The sequence below is a fragment of the Burkholderia savannae genome (genome assembly GCF_001524445.2).
GTDB lineage: Bacteria > Pseudomonadota > Gammaproteobacteria > Burkholderiales > Burkholderiaceae > Burkholderia > Burkholderia savannae.
Map to the genome: position 1 here is coordinate 300797 of NZ_CP013417.1, position 24458 is coordinate 325254.

Sequence of the window (24458 nt, forward strand, 5' to 3'; positions counted from 1 at the left end):
AGGCTATCGTTTAGTCCCATATTATAGCGTTTCGACGGCAAACCCATGGCCCGCATGCGCGGCGACCCATTTCCGCGGGCCGCGCGGCCGCGCGCCGTCTTCGCGTCCGCGCCGCGGGCACGGCGAACCGCGCCCGCCGCGCTCGGCCGGGGCCGCGCCTGCCCGCCGCAGGCGGGCGAAACCGCGGTCGCGGCGGCGAATCGTCTGCCGGGCGCGACGTCATGCCGCGCCTTTTTGAAAAGCGACCCCGAAACGGTGCGAAAATGATGGTCTGCGAAACGGGGGCGCCGCTGCGGCGGCGCGCGGCGCGGGATCGAACGAGCGGCTCGGCGCGTCGGCGCCGCCGCAACGAGCGGTGCCGCGATCAGGCCGGATCGCATCGGACGTTGTTCCGTCGTCGCGTCGTGCGGGCGGCCTGCACGGCGGGTGGGCGGCGGTCGTTTCGTGCGCCGCCGCGCCGCCGGCCGTCGATGGCGCGAAGCATGGCGTTTGCCGCGCCGCTCGTGCCGATGGGGCGAGTCCGACAGCAGAAGAGGCGTTGAATGAACTGGTTTGGAATCGTCGTGCTGGGCTTTGCCGTCGGCTTGCTCGGCTGGGCGCTCAACCCGCTGCGCCGCCTGAGTCGCGCGTCGCTGTGGCTCGCCGTCGCGGCGGGCCTGCTGGGCGCCGCGGCCGCGAAGATGGCCGGCAATGTGACAGGACTCTTTTACGACGGCGAGACGCTCGAATGGCCGGTTTGTACGGCCGCCGCGCTTCTCGCCGTTGCCGTGACGGTGGGCCTTCTGGCCCGCCGCTGAACGTTTGCAGGTGAAATCATGAATGCCCGACTCCCCGACCCGTCGCCCGTGCCGGCGCGTCTTGCCCTGCTGCGCGGCGCGATGGCGCGCGAGGATCTGGCCGCCTACGTGGTGCCGTCCGCCGACCCCCATTTGTCCGAGTATTTGCCCGAGCGCTGGCAGGCGCGGCAATGGCTGTCGGGCTTCACCGGCTCGGTGGGCACGCTTGTCGTGACCGCCGATTTCGCCGGCCTCTGGCTCGACAGCCGCTACTGGGTGCAGGCCGAAGCGCAGCTCGCCGGCACGGGCGTCGAGCTGATGAAGATGATGGGCGGCCAGCAGACGCAGCCGCACGTCGAGTGGCTCGCCGAGCACGTGCCCGAGGGCACGACGGTCGGCGTCGACGGCGCGGTGCTCGGCGTCGCGGCGGCGCGCGCGTTGACCTCGGCGCTCACGCCGCGCGGCATCGTGCTGCGCACCGATCTCGATTTGCTCGACGCGATCTGGCCGCAGCGCCCGTCGCTGCCCGCCGACGCGGTGTTCGAGCACGCGGCGCCGCAGGCCGACACGGCGCGCGCGGGCAAGCTCGCGCAGGTGCGCCGCGCGATGCAGGAGCAGGGCGCGCAGTGGCACTTCGTCTCGACGCTCGACGATCTCGCGTGGCTCTTCAATCTGCGCGGCGCAGACGTGAACTACAACCCGGTGTTCGTCGCGCATGCGCTCGTCGGCCTCGAGCGCGCGACGCTCTTCGTCGCCGACGGCAAGGTGTCGGCCGAACTCGCGACGTCGCTCGCGCGGGACGGCGTGGACGTGCAGCCGTACGACGCGGCGGCCGCGGCGCTCGCCGCGCTGCCGGAGGGCGCGGGGCTTCTGATCGATCCGCGCCGCGTCACGTACGGGCTGCTGCAGGCGGTGCCGCAGCAGGTGCGCGTGATCGAGGCGGTGAATCCGTCGACGTTCGCGAAGTCGCGCAAGACGCCCGCCGAGATCGAGCACGTGCGCGCGACGATGGAGCTCGACGGCGCGGCGCTCGCCGAGTTCTTCGCGTGGTTCGAAGGCGCGCTCGGCCGCGAGACGATCACCGAGCTGACGATCGACGAACAGCTCACCGCCGCGCGCGAGCGCCGGCCGGGCTACGTGTCGCCGAGCTTCGCGACGATCGCGGGCTTCAACGCGAACGGCGCGATGCCGCACTACCGCGCGACGCGTGCCGCGCACGCGACGATCGAAGGCGACGGCTTGCTGCTGATCGATTCGGGCGGCCAGTATCTGAGCGGGACGACCGACATCACGCGGGTCGTGCCCGTCGGCGCGATCGGCGACGCGCACCGGCGCGATTTCACGATCGTGCTGAAGGCGATGATGGCGCTGTCGCGCGCGCGCTTTCCGCGCGGCATTCGCTCGCCGATGCTCGACGCGATCGCGCGCGCGCCGATGTGGGCGGCCGGGCTCGACTACGGGCACGGCACGGGGCACGGCGTCGGCTATTTCCTGAACGTGCACGAGGGGCCGCAGGTGATTTCGCACTACGCGCCCGCGGAGCCGTACACGGCGATGGAAGAGGGGATGATCACGTCGATCGAGCCGGGCGTGTACCGGCCGCAGAAGTGGGGCGTGCGGATCGAGAACCTCGTCGTGAACCGCACGGCGGGGCAGACCGAATTCGGCGACTTCCTTGAATTCGAGACGCTGACGCTCTGCCCGATCGACACGCGCTGCGTGCTGCCCGCGCTCCTCGACGACCACGAGCGCGCGTGGCTGAATGCGTACCATGCGGCGGTGCGCGAGCGGGTCGGCAAGCACGTGTCGGGCGACGCGAAGGCGTGGCTCGACGCGCGCACGCAGCCGATCTGACGCGCGCGGCGCTTGATGCCGGCCGATGGGGTCGGCGGCTGGCAGTTAAACCGGCGATGAGCGATCCGCAACCGGCGGCCGGCAACGAGCGCCCCGCAACCGGCGGCCGGCACGATCGAACGACAACGACGGAGGGCGACGGATGGCGAACGTAGCGGTGATCGTGGTCGACATGCAGCGCGGGCTGCTGCAGCGGGCGAATCCCGCGCATCGGCTGGACGAGGTCGTCGCGGGCATCAACCGGCTGACGGCGGCGGCGCGCGCGGCGGGCGCGCCCGTGTGCTTCGTGCAGCACGACGGCGACGCGGCCGACGACATCGTGCCCGACACGCCCGGCTGGCGGCTGCACGCGGAGCTCGTGTGCGCGGATGCCGACTGGCGGGTCCGCAAGCGCGAAAGCGATGCGTTCCACGACACGCCGCTCGCCGCGCAGCTCGACGCGCACGGGATCGACGCGGTCGTGATCTGCGGTTACGCATCGGAATTCTGCGTCGATTCGGCGGCGCGCCGCGCGGCGCTCCTCGGCTACCGGACGACGGTCGTCTCCGATCTGCACACGACGAACGATCGGGCGCACCTGAGCGCGGCGCAGGTCATCGCGCATCACAATTTCATCTGGCGCAACTGCACGTTCTCGGGCAACGGCGTCGCGCCGCGGCCGCTCGACGATGTGCTCGTCACGGAGTTCGCATGACCATCAAGGCAGTCGTGTTCGATTTCGGCGGCGTGCTGATCGACTGGAGCCCCGAGTATCTGTATAAGCAGTTGATTCCCGACGAAGCCGAGCGGCGCTGGTTTCTCACGCACGTATGCGGGATGGACTGGGTCATCAAGCAGGACGGCGGCCAGACGCTCGAAGAGGCGACCGCGGAGCGCGTCGCGCAGTTTCCCGAGCACGAGGCGCTGATCCGCGCGTTCTACGCGCGCTGGCACGAGATGATCGGCGGCGTGCTCGCGGGCGGCGCCGCGCTCGTCGACAGGCTCGATGCGCGCGGCATGCCGCTTTTCGGCCTCACGAACTGGTCCGCGCAGACGTTTCCGTACGCGTGGGAGAACTTTCCGGTGCTGCGGCGCTTCACGGACATCGTCGTGTCTGGGCGCGTGAAGCTCGTGAAGCCCGATCCGGCGATCTACCGCGAGATGCGCGCGCGGATCGAGCCGCATCTGCCGGGCGTCGCGCCGCACGAGCTCGTCTTCATCGACGACAACGCGAAGAACGCGGCGGCCGCGACCGCGCTCGGCTGGCACGGGATTCACCATACGAGCGCCGGGACGACGGAGGCGCGGCTGCGCGAGCTGGGCGTGCTCGGCTGACGAAGCGACGGCGTGGCGGCGTGGCGGTTCGGGCCGCTGCCGCGGCGGGCTGTTGCGCGTGGGCGCCGTCGGCGGGCGCGTCGGCGATGCGCATGAAAAAACGGGCGACGTGAATTGCACCTCAAAAAGGTCGATCGCTGATCGAACCTTCGGGTTGCAATTCACGTCGCCCGTTTTTTTGTTCGGCGATGTGTCGCGTTGCGCGCGATACGGCGGGCGCGTCGCGGCGTCGTTCCGTTGCGCATTGCACGCCGGCCGTTGCCGCGGCGTTCGCGGCTCGCCGGCCGCGGGAGCGTTCGCCGCCCGCGCGGCGTCGATCCTCGCGGGCGGCGAACGCGTTCGCGCGCCGTTCGTTACCGGCTGATCGGCCTGTAGCGCAGGCGCTTCGGCTTCGCCGCTTCTTCGCCGAGACGCGCGCGCTTGTCGGCCTCGTACTCCTGGTAGTTGCCGTCGAAGAACGTGACCTGCGAATCGCCTTCGAACGCGAGGATGTGCGTCGCGATCCGGTCGAGGAACCAGCGGTCGTGCGAGATCACCATCACCGAGCCCGCGAATTCGAGCAGCGCGTCTTCGAGCGCGCGCAGCGTTTCGACGTCGAGGTCGTTCGACGGCTCGTCGAGCAGCAGCATGTTGCCGCCCGAGATCAGCGTCTTCGCGAGGTGCAGGCGGCCGCGCTCGCCGCCTGACAGGTTGCCGACGATCTTCTGCTGGTCGCCGCCCTTGAAGTTGAAGCGGCCGATGTACGCGCGCGACGGCGTCTCGTACTTGCCCACCGTCAGCACGTCGGCGCCGCCCGAGATTTCCTCGAACACCGTCTTCGAGCCGTCGAGCGCGTCGCGGCTCTGGTCGACGTACGCGAGCTTCACGGTCGGCCCCATCACGACTTCGCCCGAATCCGGCTGTTCCTTGCCCGTCAGCATCCGGAACAGCGTCGACTTGCCCGCACCGTTCGGCCCGATGATGCCGACGATCGCGCCGGCCGGGATCTTGAAGCTCAGGTTGTCGATCAGCAGGCGATCGCCGTACGCCTTGCTGACGTTCTTGAACTCGATCACTTCGTTGCCGAGGCGGTCGCCGACCGGAATAAAGATTTCCTGCGTCTCGTTGCGCTTCTGGTATTCCTGGCTGTTCAGCTCCTCGAAGCGCGCGATGCGCGCCTTCGACTTCGCCTGGCGGCCCTTCGGGTTCTGGCGCACCCACTCCAGTTCCTTCTTGATCGCCTTCTGGCGCGCCGATTCCGACGCTTCTTCCTGCTTCAGGCGGTCTTCCTTCTGGTCGAGCCAGCTGCTGTAGTTGCCCTTCCACGGAATGCCGTGGCCACGGTCGAGTTCGAGAATCCATTCGGCCGCGTTGTCGAGGAAGTAGCGATCGTGCGTGACCGCGACGACGGTGCCCGGGAAGCGCGTGAGGAACTGCTCGAGCCAGTCGACCGATTCGGCGTCGAGGTGGTTGGTCGGCTCATCGAGCAGCAGCATGTCGGGTTTTTCGAGCAGCAGCTTGCAGAGCGCGACGCGGCGCTTCTCGCCGCCCGACAGGTGCTCGATCTTCGCGTCCCACGGCGGTAGGCGCAGCGCGTCGGCCGCGACTTCGAGCTGCTGCTCGGGGCTGCCGCCGTCGCTCGCGGCGAGGATCGCCTCGTATTTCGCCTGCTCGGCGGCGAGCGCGTCGAAGTCGGCGTCCGGCTCGGCATAGGCCGCGTAGATCTCGTCGAGCTTCTTGTGCGCCTGGAACAGGTCGCCCAGGCCTTCCTCGACCGCTTCGCGCACGGTCTTGGTCGGATCGAGCTGCGGCTCCTGCGGCAGGTAGCCGATGTTCAGGTTCGGCATCGGCGTGGCTTCGCCTTCGATGTCCTTGTCGACGCCCGCCATGATCTTGATCAGCGTCGACTTGCCCGAGCCGTTCAGGCCGAGCACGCCGATCTTCGCGCCGGGGAAGAACGACAGCGAGATGTCCTTCAGAATCTGGCGCTTGGGCGGCACGATCTTGCCGACCCGGTTCATCGTGAAAACGTATTGGGCCATCTGCGTGATTGAAAGAGTGGAAGTAGTTCACGCGGCCGCGCGCCGGCTGGCGGCAGGCGGCAGGCGGCGGCGTGTGCGATTCGGTTCGGTTCGTGGAAGCGGCCGCGGCGCGTGCCGGCGGTGCCGCCGCGGCTGCGCGGCGCGAACCGCCATTGTACTTCGACGCGGTGCGCTCGCGCGCCGGGCGCGCTTTGGGGCCGCTTCAATCGGGCGCGGGGAGCGCGGCGGCGGCGCGCACGCGCGACGCCTTGCGGCGACGCCGGTGTGATGCGCGAGCGGCGGCGCGATGCGTGGCGGGCGGCTGAATCGGCGTCGAAGTCGGCGTCGAAGTCGAAGGCGAAGGCGAAGGCGAAGGCAAAGGCGAAGGCAAAGGCAAAGGCAAAGGCAAAGGCAAAGGCAAAGGCAAACGCAGTGCCCGTGTCGGCACCGGTGTCGAGAAGATGCGTTGCGGCTGCCGGGCGCTGCCATGATGTCGCCCGTCGCGGATGCGGCGCGTCGAGCGTGCATCGCGGAGCACGATACCGATTCCGCGATGCTCGGACTGCGCCTCGACCGCTTTGCGACGTCGCGTCGCCGCCTAGAGCCAGGCGGCGACGCCGCCGTGCCCCGAGCACGTGCCGCGTCGATGCCGGCTGAAGCTGTATGCGCCGTCGCGACAACGGGCCGTCGCACCTTCGGGGGCGCGGCCCGATTTCGAATGCGCGGGCGCGTGCACGGTTTCTCCGTCGCGGGTTCGGTACGTGTCGTGGCGGTCGAGGTCGGCTTCGCCGCCGACGGCGGGTGCGCTCGGCGAATAAGCGAAGGCGGGGGCGAAGGCGGGGGCGAGCGCAAGCGCCGCGATCGTCAGCGCGACAGCGATGCGCCGCGCCGCGTGCGGCAGCGGATTGAACATGGTCTCTCTCGATTGTCGTTGTCGATGGTGGCCGATGGCCCGACGGCATCTTAACCGCGGCGAAGCGCTGAAGAAAATCCGCCGCGCATCGTCAGATCAAGAGGGGGAGGCATTTTGATGGGGGAAGCAAGCCGATGAGTCGATTGATCAGCTGGATGGGATGGCGGGCGGCGCTCGCGGGCGTCACCATCGGGCTCGCCGCGTGCGCGGGCGGCGGGCCGATCGGCGAAGCGCCCGCGGCGCTGCCGCTCGTCGTCGCGCACCGCGGCGGCACGGGCGACGCGCCGGAGAACACGCTCGAGGCGATTCGCGAGGCCGTGGCGAATCGCGCGGACGCGATCTGGCTGACCGTTCAACTGAGCCGCGACGGCATCCCGGTGCTGTACCGGCCCGCCGATCTGTCGGCGCTCACGCAGTCGAGCGGCTCGGTCGCCCGGTACACCGCCGCGCAGCTCGCCCGGATGAACGCCGGCTGGAATTTCCGCGACGCGAGCGGGCGCTATCCGTATCGCGCCCGTCCGGCCGGCATTCCGACGCTGCGCGACGCGCTGCGCGCGATTGCGCCCGCGCTGCCCGTCGTGCTCGACATGAAGGCGTTGCCCGCCGGGCCGCAGGCGAAGGCGGTCGCGGACGTGCTGACGAGCGAGGCCGCATGGCCGCGCGTGACGATCTATTCGACCGACGCGGCTTACCAGGCGGCGTTCGTGTCGTATCCGCAGGCGCGGCTCTTCGAGTCGCGCGATGCGACGCGAGCGCGGCTCGTGAGCGTGCTGCTCGGCGGCGCGTGCGAAGGCGCGCCGCAAGCGCCCAGTGCGCCCGGCGCGCCCGTGTGGACCGGTTTCGAGATGCACCGGAAATTGACGGTGACCGAGCGCTTCACGTTGGGCGAAGGCGTATCGGACGTGACGGCGACGCTATGGACGCCCGCGACCGTCGCGTGCTTCAGGCGGCGTGCGAACGCCCGCATTCTCGCGATCGCTGTGAACGACGCCGACGACTATCGTGCAGCGGCGTGCCTCGGGATCGATGCGGTGCTCGCGGATTCGCCGCGCAAGATGGCCGAGATCAAGTCGGCCCTGAAGGCGCGGCCTTTGCAGTGCGAGCGGGCGGCATCGCGATAGGCGAGTCGCCCGGCGGCCAGCGGCGCGCGGCTGGCCGCGGCGGGGGCACGCCGGATCGCTCGGTCGGGAGCGGGCCGTATCGCAATGTCGACAAATGGGCGATTTCGTTGGGCGATTCGATGGCCGTGGCGCGGCGTTGCTTTACCGATTTTCTCGAACGACGCGCGCTCGCGGCTCGCGAAACGGTCCGGGAAGCGCATGATCCGCACGGCGGCCCGGTCGCGCTCGGACCGATGTTTTTCGACAGAATCGGCCGACATGATGCGGTTCGTTGCGGCTTATGGCTGGTTCCTCGTCTTCGGCGGCTCGTCGTTGCGATGTGGCTGGCGACGGGCTGCGCGCCGGGCGGCCGCGCGATTCGTCTTCGGTCCGTCTCCGTCGCGGGCGTTCGATGGTATGCGCTTTGCGTCGCGCGCTCGTTCGGCGTGTTCGCGGCGTGCGTTCACCTCGCGCCCCATGTGCTCGACCACGGTGTGAAGCCCGCGGCGGCGGTGATGTTGCTCGGCGCGATCGGCGTCGGCAGTACGGAGATCGCGCTTGCGTGGCGCGGCGTCAAGGACGACACGCCGTACGGCACGCCGGCGCTCAAGGCGCGCGGCAGGCTGCTTGCGCGATGGTGTGATGGTGCGTGCGATGACGTGATGACGCGATGACAGCGGCGCGCGTCGTCAAGGGCGTCAGCTCCGACAAGCGCACATGGGTGATCGAGTCGGCGTCGGACGAGTTCCACGTGACCGATCAATACGTCGGATGGCCGATCGTGTGGGTACGCCGGTCGGCCGCGCACCTCGGCACCGTGAAGGCGCTGCTGCTGCGCGAGTGGCGTGCGCTCGTGCCGGTGAAATGGCGCGACGGGATGGTGGCGTGACGAGAGGGCGTGACGAGAGGGTGCGGGGACAGGGCGAGACGACAGGGCGAGACGACAGGGCGCACGGGTCCGCATGATCGGATTGTCGATGACGCGCGTTTTCCGCTGCTGTGACGTGTGTTTCACGAAACATCGCGCGCGGGCGTCCGGCGCGTTTTGCGCACGGCTTTTCGGGCCGCGCGGCCGCGTCGAACGGGCCGCTCGACGTTCGCGCGCATGGCGATGCGGCAAGTGGTTCTATCGAAATTCGTTAATTGGTTCTTAGTCACAAACCGTTTGATGCTTACACTGCTTCGCTTCGAAGGCGGCCGATCACGATGCCGACGACAGGCGCGCCGCAATGCGCCGCCGCATGCGCGGCGCACTGCAAACGCGGCCTCGCAGCTCTGCGTGGCGAACCTGTCCGAGTGGCCGCAGGCATGACGTCCGATCGACGCGCGACGCCCGCCGCGCCGCGCACGGTTCGATAACAACAAAGCCCCCGCGCCGCCTTCACGCGATGCCCGGCCATACCGGAACCGTTTTTTTGGAGGGAGACATGGAAGGAAGACAGACAGGCCTCGGAACCGGCCTGAAGCCGCGGCACGTCACGATGCTGTCGATCGCGGGCGTGATCGGCGCCGGGTTGTTCGTCGGTTCGGGGCATGCGATCGCGGAGGCCGGCCCGGCCGCGCTGATCGCCTATGCGATCGCCGGGCTGCTCGTCGTGCTCGTGATGCGCATGCTCGGCGAGATGGCGGTCGCGCAGCCGGACAGCGGCTCGTTCTCGACCTACGCCGATCGCGCGATCGGCCATTGGGCCGGCTTCACGATCGGCTGGCTGTACTGGTGGTTCTGGGTGCTCGTGATCCCGATCGAGGCGACGGCCGCGGCGACGATCCTCAACGCGTGGTTTCCCGGCGTCGCGACATGGATCTTCGCGCTCGGCATTACGTCGTTGCTCACCGTGACGAATCTTTTCTCGGTCAAGAACTACGGCGAATTCGAATTCTGGTTCGCGCTCATCAAGGTGGTCGCGATCGTCGTGTTCCTCGTGATCGGCGGCGCGGCGATCGTCGGCGTGCTGCCGGGCTCGAACGTGTCGGGCGTGGCGCGGCTCGTGAACGCGGGCGGCTTCATGCCGAACGGCGTCGGCGCGGTGCTCGCCGCGATGCTGACGACGATGTTCTCGTTCCTCGGCACCGAGATCGTCACGATTGCCGCGGCTGAATCCGAGCATCCGGAGCGCCAGATCGTCCGTGCGACGAATTCGGTGATCTGGCGCATCTCGCTTTTCTATCTCGGCTCGATCTTCGTCGTCGCGGCGCTCGTGCCGTGGAACGACGCGCTGTTGCCCGCGCACGGCTCGTATCAGCGCGCGATGGAGCTGATCGGCGTGCCGCATGCGAAGGCGATCATCGACGTGATCGTGCTGGTATCGGTCGCGAGCTGCCTGAATTCGGCGCTCTATACGGCGTCGCGGATGATTTTCTCGCTGTCGACGCGCGGCGACGCGCCCGCGCTTTTGCGCCGCACCGACGCGAGCGGCACGCCGCGCGCGGCCGTGCTCGCGTCGACCGCGTTCGGCTTTCTGACCGTGATCGCGAACTACGTGATGCCCGAGCAGGTGTTCGGTTTCCTGCTCGCGACGTCGGGCGCGATCGCGCTGCTCGTCTATCTCGTGATCGCGATTTCGCAATTGCGGATGCGCTCGACGCTCGACGCGACGGGCGAGCGCCTGCCGCTGCGGATGTGGTGCTTCCCGTGGCTCACGTGGGCGGTGATCCTGTTCATCTGCGGTGTGCTCGTCGTGATGCTGCTGCGCGACGATCACCGGATGGAAGTCGGCTCGACCGCGGTGCTCGCGCTCGCCGTCGTCGCGGCGTCGTGGATGAACCGGCGTGCGCGCGGCGGCGGCGAGCCGGCGCCCGCGGCGTCGCGAGTGTCGGCGAATTTGCGGTGAAGCGACGTCTGGCCCAGCGGCGGCGCGCCGCCACTGCCTGCGTGCCGGCCGCACTCGGCTCGACGATCTGAGTCGCGCGATGCGCGCGAATGCGAAACGGCCCGGCGGCCGCAGGCGGCGGGCGATGTCACGCGCCGCCTGCGGCCGCCGGGCCGGCGATGCGGCTCAGACGTTGAACAGGAAGTTCATCACGTCGCCGTCGTGCACGACGTATTCCTTGCCTTCCGCGCGCATCTTGCCCGCTTCCTTCGCGCCTTGCTCGCCCTTGTACGCGATGAAGTCGTCATAGGCGATCGTCTGCGCACGAATGAAGCCGCGCTCGAAATCCGTGTGGATCACGCCCGCCGCCTGCGGCGCGGTATCGCCGATGTGGATCGTCCACGCGCGCACTTCCTTCACGCCCGCGGTGAAGTACGTTTGCAGGCCGAGCAGCTTGAAGCCCGCGCGGATCACGCGGTCGAGGCCCGGCTCGTCCATGCCCATGTCGGCGAGGAACGCTTCCTTGTCGGCGTCGTCGAGATCGGCGATCTCCGCCTCGATCGCCGCGCACACGGCGACGACCGGCGACTTCTCGCCGTCCGCGTACCGGCGCACCGCGTCGAGGTGCGGATTGTTCTCGAAACCGTCTTCCTTCACGTTCGCCACGTACATCGCCGGCTTCGCGGTGATCAGGCAGAACGGCTTGAGGAGCGCCTTCTCGTCGTCGGACAGATCGAGGCCGCGCACCGCCTTGCCCTGGTCGAGATGCGCGCGCGCCTTCTCGAGCACCGCGACGAGCTTCGCCGCTTCCTTGTCGTTGCCGGACTTCGCCGCCTTCGAATAGCGGGCGAGCGCCTTCTCGACGGTGCCGAGGTCGGCGAGCGCGAGCTCGGTGTTGATTACCTCGATGTCGTCGAGCGGGCTCACCTTGCCGGCGACGTGAATGACGTTCTCGTCCTCGAAGCAGCGCACGACGTGCGTGATCGCGTCGGTTTCGCGGATGTTCGCGAGGAACTGGTTGCCGAGGCCCTCGCCCTTGCTCGCGCCGGCGACGAGGCCCGCGATGTCGACGAACTCGACGACGGCCGGGACGACGCGCTCGGGCTTGATGATGTCGGCGAGCGCCTTCAGGCGCGCGTCAGGCACTTCGACGACGCCGACGTTCGGCTCGATCGTGCAGAACGGGTAGTTCTCGGCGGCGATGCCGGCCTTCGTCAGCGCGTTGAACAGGGTGGACTTGCCGACGTTGGGCAAGCCGACGATGCCGCATTTGAGGCTCATGGGTTCCTTCGGGATTCAATGGGTTGTGCGTGATGCGGGGCGCTTCGGGCGCGGCGCGGGGCGCTCGTCCGCGCGCTTTGCGGGCCGCACCGGGGCCGGGCATGAGCGCCCGGCCGGACGCCCGGGCGCGGGCAAGACCTGCGTTGCCACCAAAAGCGGCAATTGTAACTCGTTCGACCGCGCATCAAGGCAACCGGCGGCTCGAGCGGCGGCGCGCGGCGCGCGTCGGCCGGCCGATGCGAGGCAGGCGGCCGGCGGCGCGGCGACTTTGGCGCACGGAGGAACGCGCATCACGCGGGGCAACGTGGGAGGCAACCGCAAAGATGCGCTTCGAGGGAGGGCCGGCGGCGCTATCCGGCGGGCGGCGGCGCCACGCGCGGTGTCGGCATTGGCATTGGCGTTGGTGCGCCGCCGGCCGCGCGTCGGCCGGCCGATGCATGCCGCGTTACGAGCGAGCCTTTGCGGCCCTTCGCGGCGTGTGCCCGGCGAGTCAGTCGGCGATTCGCCGGTCGGCTAGCGCCGCGCGGCAGTCGTCCAGCACCAGCTGCGCGAGGCGCGCGCCGTAGTTCAGATCGTCGGTGTCGATGATTTCTTCCACCGCATCGCGCGCCCACGACGCGTTGACGAAGTCCGCATGCCTCTTCGCGATGTCGAGCGCGATGAGCGAGAGCTTCGCGAGCGTCAGCCAATCGGCCTCGCGCGCGTGGCGGTCGAGCCATTTGTGCGCGGACTGGACCTGAAAGGCTGCGCCTGGCCAGCTCTCGTTCAGGTAGAAGGCGCCGAGATTTCCGACGACGAGCCAGCAGAGCAGCTCCACTCGGTCCTGTTGATTGAGATGGTGGCGCAGGTCGCTCATGGCCGGGCTCACGAAGATGGTTGAGACCTGTTTTTCCGGCGCTTTCGGGGTGATCGCGTCGTCACTGAAACGATAGCACGCGATGGGCGGAATCAGACAAGCGTTCGGTGGGGTGGAACGCACATGGCGTTCGAGCGCGGCGGCTTGCGCAGGGCGGGTGCGGCGGCGCGCGACGCGTCGCATGCGGGACCGGTGCGGTGGCGGATCGGAGGGGGAGAGGGCGCTCGCTCGTGCGGCCGTTTCCGGCGGCGGGCGCGTGCGTGCGCGTCGGTGCTCGGGCATCGGCCCGGCGAGATCGCGTCGGACTCGGCGCGGCGGCGCGCCGGTTCTCGGCCGCGCGCCGAATGCGCCGGCACGCGCGGGCGTTCGCGTCGCCGCTCATGTGCGATGCGACCGGCGACGCGCGTCGCGAGCGGCGCGCCGCCGAATCGCCGCCGAGTCGCCGCCGACGCCGAACGGCGCATCAATACCGGTAGTAGTAATCGCGATGATGATAGTAGCCGCCGCCTTCCGGCACCACGATGCATCCTCCGAGCACGCTGCCCAGCACGACGGCGAGGGCGGCGAGAGCCGCGATCCGTTTCATCGACATCTCCTGTTGTTGCGTCGGCTCACTGTAGCGGCGGCCCGCATGACAAGCGGTGTGCGTTTGTAAGGAAACGTGTGACGCGTAATGCGCGCTCCCGATAGCGTGCGGCGGCGAGCGCGCGCCGGTTACATCGCCGCGCACGTGCGGCGCGCTAGCCGCGGCGCGCGGCGTTCGTCCTTACGTGAAAACCCGCGGCGAACGATCGCCGCGGAACCGGTCCGGCGCGTGCGTCGCCGTGTCGCGTGCCCTGATTCACCGCAAATTCCCCGAGCGAAACGGCCTGGCCCTCCCGGCTATAATGCCCGCCATGACTGCCTACCATCAGACCTTCGACGTCGCCGTCGTCGGCGGCGGCCTCGTCGGCAAGACGGCCGCGCTCGCGCTGACGCAGGCGGGCCACAAGACCGCGCTGCTCGCGCAGCCGGCCGCTCCGCGTCCCGCCGATCTCGCGTTCGACTCGCGCATCTACGCGCTGTCGGCGAGCTCGCAGGCGCTTCTCGAGCGGCTGCGCGTGTGGCAGGCGCTCGACCACGGCCGGCTCGCGCCCGTCTACGACATGCGCGTGTACGGTGACGCGCACGCCGAGCTGCATTTCTCCGCGTTCCAGGCGGCGGTGTCGCAGCTCGCGTGGATCGGCGAATCGTCGCTGATCGAATGCGCGCTCGACGCCGCGCTGCGCTTCCAGCCGAACCTCACGTGGTTCGACGCGCGTGCGCAGGGCTTCGACGTGAAGCCGGACGCCGCCACGCTCGCGCTCGCGAACGGCGACGTGATCGAGTGCGATCTCGTCGTCGGCGCGGACGGCGCGCATTCGTGGGTGCGCTCGCAGATCGGCTCGAAGGTCGAGCGGCGCGACTATCGGCAGACGGGCGTCGTCGCGAACTTCAAGGCCGCGCACCCGCATCGCGAGACCGCATACCAATGGTTCCGCGACGGCGAGATCATTGCGTTGCTGCCGCTGCCGGACGGCCACGTGTCGCTCGTCTGGTCCGCGAACACGGCGCACGCCGACGAGCTGCTCGCGCTCGATCCCGCGAAGCTCGCGGCCGAGGTCGAGCGCGTGACGATGAGCCGCCTCGGCGCGCTCGAGTGCGTGACGCCCGCGAAGGGCTTCCCCCTCGCGCTGCAGACGGTGGACCGGCTGATCGCGCCGCGCGTCGCGCTCGTCGGCGACGCCGCGCACCTGATTCACCCGCTCGCGGGCCAGGGGATGAACCTCGGGCTGCGCGACGTCGCCGCGCTCGCGGACACGCTCGCGAATCGCGAAGCGTTCCGCGATCTCGGCGACACCGTGCTGCTGCGCCGCTACGAGCGTGCGCGGCGCGAGGACATTCGCGCGCTGATGATCGCGACCGACGGCCTGCAGCGGCTCTTCTCGCTGCCGGGCGCGGTTGCGCGCATCGTGCGCAACACGGGGATGGCGCTCGTCGGCGCGCAGCCGCTCGTCAAGCGCTGGCTGGTCGCGTCGGCGCTCGGCTGACGGACCGGCGCGTCCGGCGAACCTTCGCGCGGCGCGGCGGTCCGACTCTGCTTGACCACGGTCGTACACTGTGACGGTGCACGCACGCTTTGAAGGATGATTTGCATGAAAAAGACAATTCGTATCGCCGCGCTCGCGCTGGCCGCCGCGACGGCGACGCTCGGCTGCACCGCGCAGGCCGATCAATCCACCGACAAGCTGAAGGCAGCGCTGCAGTCGCGCCTCGGCGCCGACGCCCCGATCAAGAGCGTGACGAAATCGCCGATCGCGGGCTTGTACGAAGTCAATCTCGGTTCGCAGATCGTCTACAGCGATGCATCGGGCGACTACGTGCTGCTCGGCGAGCTCGTCAACACGAAGACGCACAAGAACCTGACGGCCGAGCGCCTCGCCGAAATCAACAAGATCGATTTCGCGAGCCTGCCGCTTTCGAATGCGATCAAGGTCGTGAAGGGCAACGGCGCGCGCAAGATCGCGGTGTTCTCCGATCCGAACTGCCCGTACTGCAAGAAGCTCGAGACGACGCTGCAGTCGGTCGACAACGTGACCGTCTACACGTTCCTGTACCCGGTGTTGTCGCCCGATTCGACTGTGAAGTCGAAGTCGATCTGGTGCGCGAGCGACCGTGTGAAGACGTGGCAGGCATGGATGCTCGAGCATCGCACGCCCTCGGTGGCGGCGAGCTGCGACACGACCGCGCTCGACAAGAATCTCGCGCTCGGCCGCGGGATGAACGTGACGGGCACGCCGACCGTGTTCCTCGCCGACGGCAGCCGCCTGCCGGGCGCCGTGTCCGCAGACGAACTGAATCAGGCGCTCGCCGGCGTCAAGTGACGCGGCATTTCTCGCATCGCGAAGGAGGCGTCGGCGCTCGGCCGGCGCCTCTTTTCGTATCCGTTCCCGCTTGCCCCGACCGATTCCGACGATGAAGCCGATTCGCTACACGATCGTTCCGAAAGACCCCGCCGCCCACCTGTTCGAAGTGACGCTCACGCTCGCCGATCCCGATCCGGCCGGGCAGCGCTTCTCGCTGCCCGTTTGGATTCCGGGCAGCTACATGGTGCGCGAGTTCGCGCGCAACATCGTGACGCTGCGCGCGTTCAACGAAGCGGGCCGCAAGCTGCGGATCGGCAAGCTCGACAAGCAGACCTGGCAGGCCGCGCCGACGTCCGGATCGATCACGCTGCGCTACGACGTCTACGCGTGGGATCTGTCGGTGCGCGCCGCGCATCTCGACGACACGGGCGGCTTCTTCAACGGCACGAGCGTGTTCCTCGCGCCGCTCGGCCATGAAGACGCGCCGTGCGAGGTGACGATCGAGCGCCCGGCGGGCGACGCGTACCGGCGCTGGCGCGTCGCGACCGCGCTGCCGCAGGCGCACGGCACGAAGCGCTACGGCTTCGGCGCGTACCGCGCGGAGAACTACGACGAGCTGATCGATCATCCCGTCACGCTCGGCGAATTCGCGCTCGCGACGTTCGAGGCGCACGGCGTGCCGCACGACGTCGCGATCGCGGGCCGCGTGACGGGCCTCGATCTCGAACGGCTCGCGGCCGACCTGAAACGCGTGTGCGAAGCGCAGATCGCGCTCTTCGAGCCGAAGACGAAGCGCGCGCCGATGTCCCGCTACGTATTCATGACGCAGGCGGTGAGCGACGGATACGGCGGGCTCGAGCATCGCGCGTCGACGGCGCTCATCTGCAGTCGCGCCGATTTGCCGGTGAAGGGGCGTCCGGAGAAAACGGAAGGCTATCGAACGTATCTCGGCCTGTGCAGCCACGAGTACTTTCATACGTGGAACGTGAAGCGGATCAAGCCGGCCGCGTTCGCGCCGTACGATCTGTCCGGCGAGAGCTATACGTCGCTGCTGTGGCTCTTCGAAGGCTTCACGTCGTACTACGACGACCTGATGCTCGTGCGCAGCGGCCTCATTTCGCAGAGCGACTACTTCGCGCTCGTCGGCCGCACGATCGCGGGCGTGCAGCGCGGCGCCGGCCGGCTCAAGCAGAGCGTCGCCGAAAGCTCATTCGATGCGTGGATCAAGTATTACCGGCAGGACGAGAACGCGACGAACGCGATCGTCAGCTACTACACGAAGGGCTCGCTCGTCGCGCTCGCGTTCGATCTCGCGATTCGCGCGCAGACTCGCCATCGCAAGTCGCTCGACGACGTGATGCGGCTGCTCTGGCAGCGCTTTGGGCGCGACTTCTACCACGGCAGGCCGCACGGCGTCGGCGAGGACGACGTGAAGGCGCTGATCGCCGAAGCGACGGGCGTCGATCTCGGCCGCTTGTTCGACGATGCGGTGTCCGGCACGCGCGACCTGCCGCTCGCCGAGCTGCTGGAGCCGTTCGGCGTGACGCTCGCGCCCGACACGGGCGCGAACGGCTCGGCCGATGCGCGCCCGTTGCCGACGCTCGGCGCGCGCACGCGAGGCGGCGCGGAATGCACGCTCGCGGCCGTGTACGAAGGCGGCGCCGCGCATCGCGCGGGGCTGTCGGCGGGCGACGCGCTGGTCGCGGTCGACGGGCTGCGCGTGACGGGCTCGAACCTCGACGCGCTGCTTGCGCGCTACCGGCCCGGCGACAAGGTCGAGATCCACGCGTTCCGGCGCGACGAGCTGCGCGCCGCACAGCTCAAGCTCGACGGCCCCGAAATCGCGCGCTACAAGCTGACCGCCCAGCCGAAGCCCGCCGCGACGCGCGCGCATCGCGACGCATGGCTCGGGCTGCCGGCGGCGCGCGACCGGCGATAGGCGCACTGAACCGGGTGCGGATTGTTTCGCTATTGCAACAATCCGTCACCCGGCCGCCGCTTTTTCGCGGCGGCGGCAATCCGCACAATGGCGTCACTCGCGCTGCACTTGGCGCAAACCAAACCCTCGGAGCCCGACATGACGACCATTCTTCAGATCAATTCCGCCGCCCGCTCGCAAGGCGCCCAGTCGACTTTGCTCGCCGACGAACTGACGGCCAAGCTGCAACGCAGCAACCCCGGCGCGACCGTCAAGGTCCGCAACCTGCTTGCCGACGCGCTGCCGCACCTCGACGACGCAGTCCTCGGCGCGTTCTTCACGCCGGCCGATCAGCGCACCGCCGAGCAGAACGCGATCGTCGCGAAGAGCGACACGCTGATCGACGAACTGAATTCGGCCGACGTGATCGTGATCGGCGCGCCGATGTACAACTTCGGCGTGTCGTCGCAGCTGAAGACGTATTTCGACTGGATCGCCCGCGCGGGCGTGACGTTCCGCTACACGGCGCAAGGTCCGGAAGGGCTGATCAAGGGCAAGAAGGTGTATGTGGTGTCGGCGCGCGGCGGCAAGCACGTCGGCATGCCGACCGACAGCCAGACGCCGTTCCTGAAGACGTTCCTCGGCTTCATCGGCATGTCCGACGTGACGTTCGTCTACGCGGAAGGTCTCGCGCTCGGGCCGGATGCGGCGACTGCGGCGCTCGCGAGCGCGCGCGAGGTGATCGCCGCGGTTTGAGCGTCCTCGCTCGATCGCCGAAAAAAACGCCGCGGACCGGAAGGTTCGCGGCGTTTTTGCTCGTGCCGACGAAGGCCGGATAGCGGGCGCATCGCGGCGCGGCGTATGTTCGCGCGCGGCGTGAACGAATCGTCGCGTATGGCGGCTTGCGTGCAAGCCGTCGAGCGGCGGCGCGACGGTTGACGAAGGGCCGGCGGCGGGAGGGGCGGGCGGCATCGAATCCGGTATCGCGGTGAATGGTGAAGCGCGGCGCGTCGGATCATCAGCGCGTCGGCACGTCGCCGTCGCGCCTGCATCGAATCCGGCCGACGCCGCGCACGGGCTGGCGCGCGCCGGGCCTTTCCTTCGCCGGCGCTCCGGACGAAGCGGAATGCGCAATGCGAGCTTCGATGCTCAAGCGAGCGTCTCGGCCTCGTCGGGCAGCCGCCAGTCGATCGGCTCGCGTCCGTGCCGCGTCAGGTAATCGTTCGCGAGCGCGAAATGGCGGCAGCCGAGGAAGCCGCGATGCGCGGACAGCGGCGACGGATGCGGCGCCTCGAGCACGCAGTGCTCGCGCGCGTCGAAGAGCGCGCGCTTCGCCTGCGCGTGCGCGCCCCACAGCATGAACACCAGGTGGCGATGCCGCGTTGCGAGCTCGTGGATCAGCGTGTCGGTGCACTTTTCCCAGCCGCGCTTCGCATGGCTCGCGGCCGACGAGCGCTCGACCGTCAGCACCGTGTTCAGCAGCAGCACGCCCTGGCGCGCCCACGAGTCGAGGCAGCCGTGGCGGGGCGTGTCGTAGCCGAAGTCGGCCGAGATTTCCTTGAAGATGTTGCGCAGCGACGGCGGCGGCCGCACGCCGGGCGGCACCGAGAACGCGAGCCCATGCGCCTGCGCAATCCCGCGATCCTCGCCGTGATACGGGTCCTGGCCGAGGATCACGACCTTCACGTCGTCCGGGTGCGTGAGCCGCAGCGCGCGGAACACGTCGGCCGGATAGACGGCCTTGCCCGCCGCGCGCTCGCCGTCGACGAAGCCGCAGAGCGGCGCGTACGCGTCGCTCGCGATGAACGGCTCGAGAATCGCGCGCCAGTCGGGCGGCAGCGCGTCGAATTGCGATTCGAGGGGCGACGCGCAGGCGCCGTCGTTCGCCGGGGGCGGAGCAGGTACGGCGGGTTCGTCGAATAGTGAGGATTGTCGCATCGGGCGGGGGGGGCGAGGTCTTTTTGGTCATGCGGGAAGCAGGGCGGTCAGTCGGCGCGCAGATCGCCGCCGCGCAGCCGGTAGCCGCGCTGCGCCTTGCTCAGGTTGTCCGGCGCGACGTCGGACACCGCGGCGGCGACCGCTTCGGCGAGCGACGTCAGCGCAGCCGCGTCGCCTTCGACGAGCTCGAGCTCGATCTCGCAAATCGGCTCGCGCCGCACGTCGCCGTTCACTTGCGCGACGATCTCGCCGCGATCGAGCGCGGCCTCGATCGTCGCGCCCGCGTGCTCGATGTGCCACAGCGTGCGCGAGAAATCGGTACGAAAGAGCGCGATCAAATGCGGCGCGGCGGCGCGCAGCGCGTCGGCCGCGCTCGCGACGTCGCACGCGGCGCAGAGCGCGTCGATCTCGAGCGCCTCGCCCGCGACGGGCATCTCCCACTCATGGCGGCGATGCAGCCCGCCGGCGGCCGCGCCGACCGTCTTGAAGGTCTGCAGCCAGCCTTGCGGCGCGAGCCGCAGCCGCAGCGCGCTCTTCGCACGCGCGAGCGCGAGCGCCGGCGTGTCGAAGTAGACGTTCACGAGCGTGATCTCGCGGCCCGGCGCGCCGGCGCGCGCGTCGAGGAAGCGCCGCGCCGCGTCCACCTGCGCGGCGGGCAGCGCGAGCTTGATCTCCTGTTCGATCGCCATCGTGCGCCGCACTCAGAAAAACATCCGAGCGAGCTCCGCGCCCGGATTCTCGGCGCGCATGAACGCCTCGCCGACGAGGAACGTGTGCACGCCCGCCGCCTCCATCCGCTCGACGTCCGCGCGCGACAGGATGCCCGATTCGGTGACGACGATCCGGTCGCCGGGAATCGCGTCGAGCATGCCGAGCGTCGTATCGATCGTCGTCTCGAACGTGCGCAGGTTGCGGTTGTTGATGCCGATGAGCGGCGTCTTCAGCGTGAGCGCTTCGTTCAGCTCGTCGCGGTTGTGCACTTCGACGAGCACGGCGAGGCCGAGCGAATGCGCGTACGCCTCGAGATCCTGCATCAGCGGCGTGTCGAGCGCGGCGGCGATCAGCAGGATCGCGTCCGCGCCCATCGCGCGCGCTTCGAGCACCTGATACGCATCGACGATGAAGTCCTTGCGCAGCACGGGCAGGCTGCACGCGGCGCGCGCCTCTTCGAGATAGCGCGCGCTGCCCTGGAAGAACTGCTCGTCGGTGAGCACCGACAGGCAAGCGGCGCCGTGCGCGGCGTACGCGCGCGCGATGTCGGCCGGCACGAAGTGCTCGCGCAGCACGCCTTTCGACGGGCTCGCCTTCTTCACTTCGGCGATGACGGCCGCGCGCCCCGCCGCGTGCTTGTCGCGCAACGCGCCGACGAAGTCGCGCGAATCGCGCGCCGACGCCTGCAGCTTCAGTTCTTCGAGCGGCGCGCTCTTGAGCGCGGCGGCGATCTCTTCGCGCTTGACCGCGATGATTTTGTCGAGGATGTCGCTCATGGGTGTCCTGCGTGCTTGATACGGATTCGGTTGAGGCGCCAGGCGCCGGATCAGCGCTTGAACTGCTGCGTGAAGCGCACGAGCGCGTCGACCTTCTCGCGCGCGCGGCCGCTCGCGATCGCTTCGCGCGCGAGCTGGATGCCGTCGGCGATCGAGCCCGAGACGTTCGCCGAATAGAGCGCGGTGCCCGCGTTCAGCGTGACGATCTCGCGCGCGACGCCCGGCTTGTTGCCGAGCGCCTCGAGCAGCATCGCGCGGGACTCTTCGGCGTTCTCGACCTTCAGCGTGCGGTTCGACACCATCTGCATCCCGAAGTCCTCCGGGTGGATCTCGTACTCGCGCACTTCGCCGTCGCGCAGCTCGCCGACGAGCGTCGCCGCGCCGAGCGACACTTCGTCCATCCCGTCCTTGCCGTAGACGACGAGCACGTGCTGCGCGCCGAGGCGCTGCATCACGCGCACCTGGATGCCGACGAGATCCGGATGGAACACGCCCATCAGCTGGTTAGGCGCGCCGGCCGGATTCGTGAGCGGCCCGAGGATGTTGAAGATCGTCCGCACGCCGAGCTCGCGGCGCACGGGCGCGATGTTGCGCATCGCCGGATGATGGTTCGGCGCGAACATGAAGCCCATGCCGGTTTCGGCGATCGACGCGGCCACCTCGTCGGGCTGCAGATCGATGTTCACGCCGAGCGCCTCGAGCACGTCGGCGCTGCCGGACTTGCTCGACACGCCGCGGTTGCCGTGCTTGGCGACCTTTGCGCCCGCCGCCGCCGCGACGAACATCGTCGCGGTCGAGATGTTGAACGTGTGCGAGCCGTCGCCGCCCGTGCCGACGATGTCGACGAAATTCGCGTTGTCCGCGACCTCGACGTGGCGCGCGAACTCGCGCATCACGGCCGCGGCGGCGGCGATCTCGCCGATCGTCTCCTTCTTCACGCGCAGGCCGGTGATGATCGCGGCCGACATCACGGGCGACATGTCGCCGCGCATGATGAGCCGCATCAGGTGCAGCATTTCGTCGTGGAAGATTTCGCGATGCTCGATCGTGCGCTGCAGCGCTTCCTGGGGAGTGATCGTCATGATTCGGTCCGCCGTCGTCAGGCTGAATGAGCGGCCGCTTGCCGCGCCTCTTTCAGGAAATTCTCGAGGAGCGCGTGGCCGTGCTCCGACAGGATCGATTCCGGGTGGAACTGGACGCCTTCGATGGGCAGCGTCTTGTGGCGCACGCCCATGATCTCGCCGTCGTCGGTCCACGCCGAGATCTCCAGGCAATCGGGCAGCGATTCGCGCTCGATCGCAAGCGAATGATAGCGGGTCACGTCGAAGTGCTTCGGCAAGTCGGCGAACACGCCGCGGCCGTCGGTCTCGATCCGGCTCACCTTGCCGTGCATGATCGTCTTCGCGCGCACGACGCGGCCGCCGAACGCCTCGCCGATCGCCTGATGGCCGAGACACACGCCGAGGATCGGCTTCTTGCCGGCGAATTCGCGCAGCACGTCGAGCGTGATGCCCGCGTGCTGCGGGTTGCTCGGGCCGGGCGACAGGCAGATCGAAGCGGGGTTCAGGCGCGTGATCTCGTCGAGCGTGATTTCGTCGTTGCGATAGGTGCGCACGTCTTCGCCGAGCTCGCCGAAGTACTGAACCAGGTTGTAGGTGAACGAATCGTAGTTGTCGATCATGAGCAGCATGGTCAGTCTCCGGTCAGAAGTCGGAATCGAGGCCGTCTTGCACCTGTTCGGCCGCGCGCAGCACCGCGCGCGCCTTGTTCTCGGTCTCCTGCCATTCGGATTCGGGCACCGAGTCGGCGACGACACCCGCCGCCGCCTGCACGTACAGATTGCCGTTGTGGATGAGGCCCGTGCGGATCGCGATCGCGAGATCCATCTCGCCCGAGAACGACAGATAGCCGACCGCGCCGCCGTAGAGCCCGCGCTTGACCGGCTCGAGCTCGTCGATCAGCTCCATCGCGCGCACCTTCGGCGCGCCGGACAGCGTGCCCGCCGGGAACGTCGCGCGCAGCACGTCGTAGTTCGTCATGCCGGGCTTCAGCTTGCCTTCGACCGAACTCACGATGTGCTGCACGTGCGAGTACTTCTCGATCACCATCTTGTCGGTCACACGGACCGAGCCGATCTGGGCGATGCGACCGACGTCGTTGCGCGCGAGGTCGATCAGCATCACGTGCTCGGCGATTTCCTTCGGATCGCCGAGCAGCTCGGTCGCAAGCGCCGCGTCGCGCTCGGGCGTGTTGCCGCGCGGGCGCGTGCCGGCGAGCGGGCGAATCGTGACGATCTGGTCGTCGCCGCGCTTTTCCTGGCGCACGAGGATCTCGGGCGACGCGCCGACGACGTGGAATTCGCCGAAGTTGTAGTAATACATATAGGGCGACGGGTTCAGCGAGCGCAGCGCGCGGTACAGCGACAGCGGATTGTCGCGATACGGCTTCGTCAGGCGCTGGCCGACCTGAATCTGCATCAGCTCGCCCGCCGCGATGTATTCCTTCGCCTGGCGCACGGCGGCCAGATAGTCTTCCTTCTTGAACTCGCGATAGATCTCGGTGCGCACGCTTGCCGACGTGACGGGCGGTACGACGCTCGCGCGCAGCCGGTGCTTGAGCTCGCGCAGCCGCTGCTTCGCCTTCGTGTACGCCTCGGGCTTCGTCGGATCGGCATAGACGATCAGGTAGAGCTTGCCGGCGAGATTGTCGATGACGGCGACTTCCTCGGTCAGCAGCAGTTGGATGTCGGGCAGGCCGAGATCGTCGCGAGGCGCGGTGTGCGCGAGCTTCTTCTCGATGTAGCGCACCGCGTCGTAGCCGAAATAGCCGGCGAGCCCGCCGCAGAAGCGCGGCAGGCCGGGGCGCTGCGCGACCTTGAAGCGGCTCTGGAATGTCGCGATGAACGCGAACGGATCGCCTTCATGCGTTTCGGCGACTTGCCCGTCCGTCACGACTTCCGACACACCGTTCTTCGTGCGCACGAGCGTATGCGCGGGCAGGCCGATGAACGAGTAGCGCCCGAAGCGCTCGCCGCCCACGACCGATTCGAGCAGGAAAGAGTTGGCGCCGCCGCGTTCGGGCTGCGCGAGCTTCAGATACAGCGAAAGCGGCGTTTCGAGGTCGGCCAGCGCTTCGGCGATGAGCGGAATGCGGTTGTAGCCCTCGTTGGCGAGCGATTGGAATTCGAGTTCAGTCATGTTCCGGTCCTGTCGTCGGGACGATCGGCGCGGCGCGCCGGGAATCGCGTGGCGCTGCGCTCGCGCCCGGGGCGCCGCCCCTCGCGGGGCGGGTCGGACGAACCGGCGGATGCTGTGCCTGGCGATCGT

General features: G+C 68.9%; 21 protein-coding genes and 2 pseudogenes. 12 read left to right on the forward strand and 11 right to left on the reverse strand.

All coding sequences use genetic code 11. From position 1 onward, the window contains the following. The first annotated feature begins 542 nt into the window (after positions 1 to 542). From WS78_RS01635 to WS78_RS01650, 4 genes are all read left to right on the forward strand, one after another. Positions 543 to 797 (forward strand): hypothetical protein, encoded by a 255-nt coding sequence (locus WS78_RS01635; protein ID WP_038746469.1) that lies wholly within the window; start codon positions 543 to 545, stop codon positions 795 to 797. A gap of 18 nt (positions 798 to 815) precedes the next feature. Beyond that, positions 816 to 2630 (forward strand): aminopeptidase P family protein, encoded by a 1815-nt coding sequence (locus WS78_RS01640; protein ID WP_059581580.1) that lies wholly within the window; start codon positions 816 to 818, stop codon positions 2628 to 2630. A 142-nt stretch (positions 2631 to 2772) separates the two neighbouring features. Continuing rightward, positions 2773 to 3324, forward strand: coding sequence for an isochorismatase family protein (locus WS78_RS01645; protein ID WP_038746475.1), 552 nt, complete (start codon positions 2773 to 2775; stop codon positions 3322 to 3324). After that, positions 3321 to 3944 carry an HAD family hydrolase gene (locus WS78_RS01650; RefSeq protein ID WP_038746478.1) on the forward strand — a complete coding sequence of 208 codons (624 nt, stop codon included), beginning with the start codon at positions 3321 to 3323 and terminating at the stop codon, positions 3942 to 3944. Before WS78_RS01645 ends, WS78_RS01650 begins: the two co-directional genes overlap by 4 nt. A 353-nt stretch (positions 3945 to 4297) precedes the next feature. On the opposite strand, the gene ettA is transcribed toward WS78_RS01650, so the two are convergent. Together ettA and WS78_RS01670 are read right to left on the reverse strand one after the other, a co-directional pair. Beyond that, positions 4298 to 5965: an energy-dependent translational throttle protein EttA gene (ettA, locus tag WS78_RS01660; RefSeq protein ID WP_038746484.1), complete on the reverse strand. Its 1668-nt coding sequence runs from the start codon at positions 5963 to 5965 to the stop codon at positions 4298 to 4300. A 577-nt stretch (positions 5966 to 6542) separates the two neighbouring features. Further along, positions 6543 to 6857, reverse strand: a complete 315-nt coding sequence (locus WS78_RS01670; protein WP_059581571.1) for a DUF3761 domain-containing protein — start codon at positions 6855 to 6857, stop codon at positions 6543 to 6545. A gap of 134 nt (positions 6858 to 6991) precedes the next feature. Here WS78_RS01670 and WS78_RS01675 point away from each other — a divergent pair, with 134 nt between their 5' ends. The 4 genes and pseudogenes from WS78_RS01675 (at position 6992) to gabP (ending at position 10788) form a co-directional block, all read left to right on the forward strand. Then, positions 6992 to 7978, forward strand: a complete 987-nt coding sequence (locus WS78_RS01675) for a glycerophosphodiester phosphodiesterase family protein (protein ID WP_059581568.1) — start codon at positions 6992 to 6994, stop codon at positions 7976 to 7978. Positions 7979 to 8373: 395 nt separating this feature from the next. After that, positions 8374 to 8505: pseudogene (locus WS78_RS37415) on the forward strand (MFS transporter); the annotation flags it as partial. 3 nt (positions 8506 to 8508) lie between these two features. After that, a pseudogene (locus WS78_RS37420) lies at positions 8509 to 8846 on the forward strand (MmcQ/YjbR family DNA-binding protein). 538 nt (positions 8847 to 9384) lie between these two features. After that, complete coding sequence (gene gabP, locus WS78_RS01695) at positions 9385 to 10788, forward strand: GABA permease (RefSeq protein ID WP_038746491.1); 1404 nt, start codon at positions 9385 to 9387, stop codon at positions 10786 to 10788. A 165-nt stretch (positions 10789 to 10953) separates the two neighbouring features. Here gabP and ychF read toward each other — a convergent pair whose 3' ends face one another. The 3 genes from ychF to WS78_RS38050 form a co-directional block, all read right to left on the reverse strand. Continuing rightward, positions 10954 to 12048, reverse strand: coding sequence for a redox-regulated ATPase YchF (gene ychF / locus WS78_RS01700; protein ID WP_038746494.1), 1095 nt, complete (start codon positions 12046 to 12048; stop codon positions 10954 to 10956). 490 nt (positions 12049 to 12538) lie between these two features. Further along, positions 12539 to 12904 (reverse strand): hypothetical protein, encoded by a 366-nt coding sequence (locus tag WS78_RS01705; RefSeq protein ID WP_038746496.1) that lies wholly within the window; start codon positions 12902 to 12904, stop codon positions 12539 to 12541. 463 nt (positions 12905 to 13367) lie between these two features. Further along, positions 13368 to 13490 carry a hypothetical protein gene (locus WS78_RS38050; RefSeq protein ID WP_081989481.1) on the reverse strand — a complete coding sequence of 41 codons (123 nt, stop codon included), beginning with the start codon at positions 13488 to 13490 and terminating at the stop codon, positions 13368 to 13370. 301 nt (positions 13491 to 13791) lie between these two features. Between WS78_RS38050 and WS78_RS01720 the strand changes: the two genes are divergently transcribed. The 4 genes from WS78_RS01720 to WS78_RS01735 all read left to right on the forward strand — a co-directional run bounded on the left by WS78_RS01720 (position 13792) and on the right by WS78_RS01735 (position 18463). Further along, a complete protein-coding gene (locus tag WS78_RS01720; protein WP_038746501.1) occupies positions 13792 to 14973 on the forward strand; it encodes a UbiH/UbiF family hydroxylase in 1182 nt (393 codons plus the stop codon). 105 nt (positions 14974 to 15078) lie between these two features. Further along, entirely contained in the window at positions 15079 to 15807 is a 729-nt protein-coding gene (locus WS78_RS01725) for a DsbC family protein (RefSeq protein ID WP_059581562.1), read from the forward strand. Positions 15808 to 15898: 91 nt separating this feature from the next. Continuing rightward, positions 15899 to 17728, forward strand: a complete 1830-nt coding sequence (locus WS78_RS01730) for a M61 family metallopeptidase (RefSeq protein WP_059581558.1) — start codon at positions 15899 to 15901, stop codon at positions 17726 to 17728. A 138-nt stretch (positions 17729 to 17866) separates the two neighbouring features. Next, a complete protein-coding gene (locus WS78_RS01735) occupies positions 17867 to 18463 on the forward strand; it encodes an FMN-dependent NADH-azoreductase (protein ID WP_059581671.1) in 597 nt (198 codons plus the stop codon). A gap of 393 nt (positions 18464 to 18856) precedes the next feature. On the opposite strand, the gene WS78_RS01740 is transcribed toward WS78_RS01735, so the two are convergent. The 6 genes from WS78_RS01740 to trpE are packed head-to-tail and all read right to left on the reverse strand — an operon-like array spanning position 18857 to position 24329. Then, entirely contained in the window at positions 18857 to 19645 is a 789-nt protein-coding gene (locus tag WS78_RS01740; protein ID WP_059581554.1) for a uracil-DNA glycosylase, read from the reverse strand. Positions 19646 to 19692: 47 nt separating this feature from the next. Then, on the reverse strand, positions 19693 to 20334 hold the full coding sequence (locus tag WS78_RS01745; protein ID WP_059581551.1) for a CYTH domain-containing protein: 642 nt from the start codon (positions 20332 to 20334) through the stop codon (positions 19693 to 19695). Positions 20335 to 20346: 12 nt separating this feature from the next. Further along, the gene (gene trpC, locus WS78_RS01750) at positions 20347 to 21132 is read right to left on the reverse strand and encodes an indole-3-glycerol phosphate synthase TrpC (protein ID WP_038746513.1); all 786 of its coding nucleotides are present in this window, start codon (positions 21130 to 21132) and stop codon (positions 20347 to 20349) included. Between the two features lie 50 nt (positions 21133 to 21182). Further along, entirely contained in the window at positions 21183 to 22214 is a 1032-nt protein-coding gene (gene trpD / locus WS78_RS01755) for an anthranilate phosphoribosyltransferase (RefSeq protein ID WP_059581548.1), read from the reverse strand. 17 nt (positions 22215 to 22231) lie between these two features. Further along, a complete protein-coding gene (locus WS78_RS01760) occupies positions 22232 to 22822 on the reverse strand; it encodes an aminodeoxychorismate/anthranilate synthase component II (RefSeq protein WP_038746520.1) in 591 nt (196 codons plus the stop codon). A 13-nt stretch (positions 22823 to 22835) separates the two neighbouring features. Then, a complete protein-coding gene (gene trpE / locus WS78_RS01765) occupies positions 22836 to 24329 on the reverse strand; it encodes an anthranilate synthase component I (protein WP_038746522.1) in 1494 nt (497 codons plus the stop codon). Between the last annotated feature and the right edge of the window lie 129 nt (positions 24330 to 24458).

Bases quoted from the DNA above. Each gene is read 5' to 3' on its own strand.
- WS78_RS01635 (WP_038746469.1), top strand. From the start codon at position 543: ATGAACTGGTTTGGAATCGTCGTGCTGGGCTTTGCCGTCGGCTTGCTC.
- WS78_RS01640 (WP_059581580.1), top strand. From the start codon at position 816: ATGAATGCCCGACTCCCCGACCCGTCGCCCGTGCCGGCGCGTCTTGCC.
- WS78_RS01645 (WP_038746475.1), top strand. From the start codon at position 2,773: ATGGCGAACGTAGCGGTGATCGTGGTCGACATGCAGCGCGGGCTGCTG.
- WS78_RS01650 (WP_038746478.1), top strand. From the start codon at position 3,321: ATGACCATCAAGGCAGTCGTGTTCGATTTCGGCGGCGTGCTGATCGAC.
- ettA (WP_038746484.1), bottom strand. From the start codon at position 5,965: ATGGCCCAATACGTTTTCACGATGAACCGGGTCGGCAAGATCGTGCCG.
- WS78_RS01670 (WP_059581571.1), bottom strand. From the start codon at position 6,857: ATGTTCAATCCGCTGCCGCACGCGGCGCGGCGCATCGCTGTCGCGCTG.
- WS78_RS01675 (WP_059581568.1), top strand. From the start codon at position 6,992: ATGAGTCGATTGATCAGCTGGATGGGATGGCGGGCGGCGCTCGCGGGC.
- gabP (WP_038746491.1), top strand. From the start codon at position 9,385: ATGGAAGGAAGACAGACAGGCCTCGGAACCGGCCTGAAGCCGCGGCAC.
- ychF (WP_038746494.1), bottom strand. From the start codon at position 12,048: ATGAGCCTCAAATGCGGCATCGTCGGCTTGCCCAACGTCGGCAAGTCC.
- WS78_RS01705 (WP_038746496.1), bottom strand. From the start codon at position 12,904: ATGAGCGACCTGCGCCACCATCTCAATCAACAGGACCGAGTGGAGCTG.
- WS78_RS38050 (WP_081989481.1), bottom strand. From the start codon at position 13,490: ATGAAACGGATCGCGGCTCTCGCCGCCCTCGCCGTCGTGCTGGGCAGC.
- WS78_RS01720 (WP_038746501.1), top strand. From the start codon at position 13,792: ATGCCCGCCATGACTGCCTACCATCAGACCTTCGACGTCGCCGTCGTC.
- WS78_RS01725 (WP_059581562.1), top strand. From the start codon at position 15,079: ATGAAAAAGACAATTCGTATCGCCGCGCTCGCGCTGGCCGCCGCGACG.
- WS78_RS01730 (WP_059581558.1), top strand. From the start codon at position 15,899: ATGAAGCCGATTCGCTACACGATCGTTCCGAAAGACCCCGCCGCCCAC.
- WS78_RS01735 (WP_059581671.1), top strand. From the start codon at position 17,867: ATGACGACCATTCTTCAGATCAATTCCGCCGCCCGCTCGCAAGGCGCC.
- WS78_RS01740 (WP_059581554.1), bottom strand. From the start codon at position 19,645: ATGCGACAATCCTCACTATTCGACGAACCCGCCGTACCTGCTCCGCCC.
- WS78_RS01745 (WP_059581551.1), bottom strand. From the start codon at position 20,334: ATGGCGATCGAACAGGAGATCAAGCTCGCGCTGCCCGCCGCGCAGGTG.
- trpC (WP_038746513.1), bottom strand. From the start codon at position 21,132: ATGAGCGACATCCTCGACAAAATCATCGCGGTCAAGCGCGAAGAGATC.
- trpD (WP_059581548.1), bottom strand. From the start codon at position 22,214: ATGACGATCACTCCCCAGGAAGCGCTGCAGCGCACGATCGAGCATCGC.
- WS78_RS01760 (WP_038746520.1), bottom strand. From the start codon at position 22,822: ATGCTGCTCATGATCGACAACTACGATTCGTTCACCTACAACCTGGTT.
- trpE (WP_038746522.1), bottom strand. From the start codon at position 24,329: ATGACTGAACTCGAATTCCAATCGCTCGCCAACGAGGGCTACAACCGC.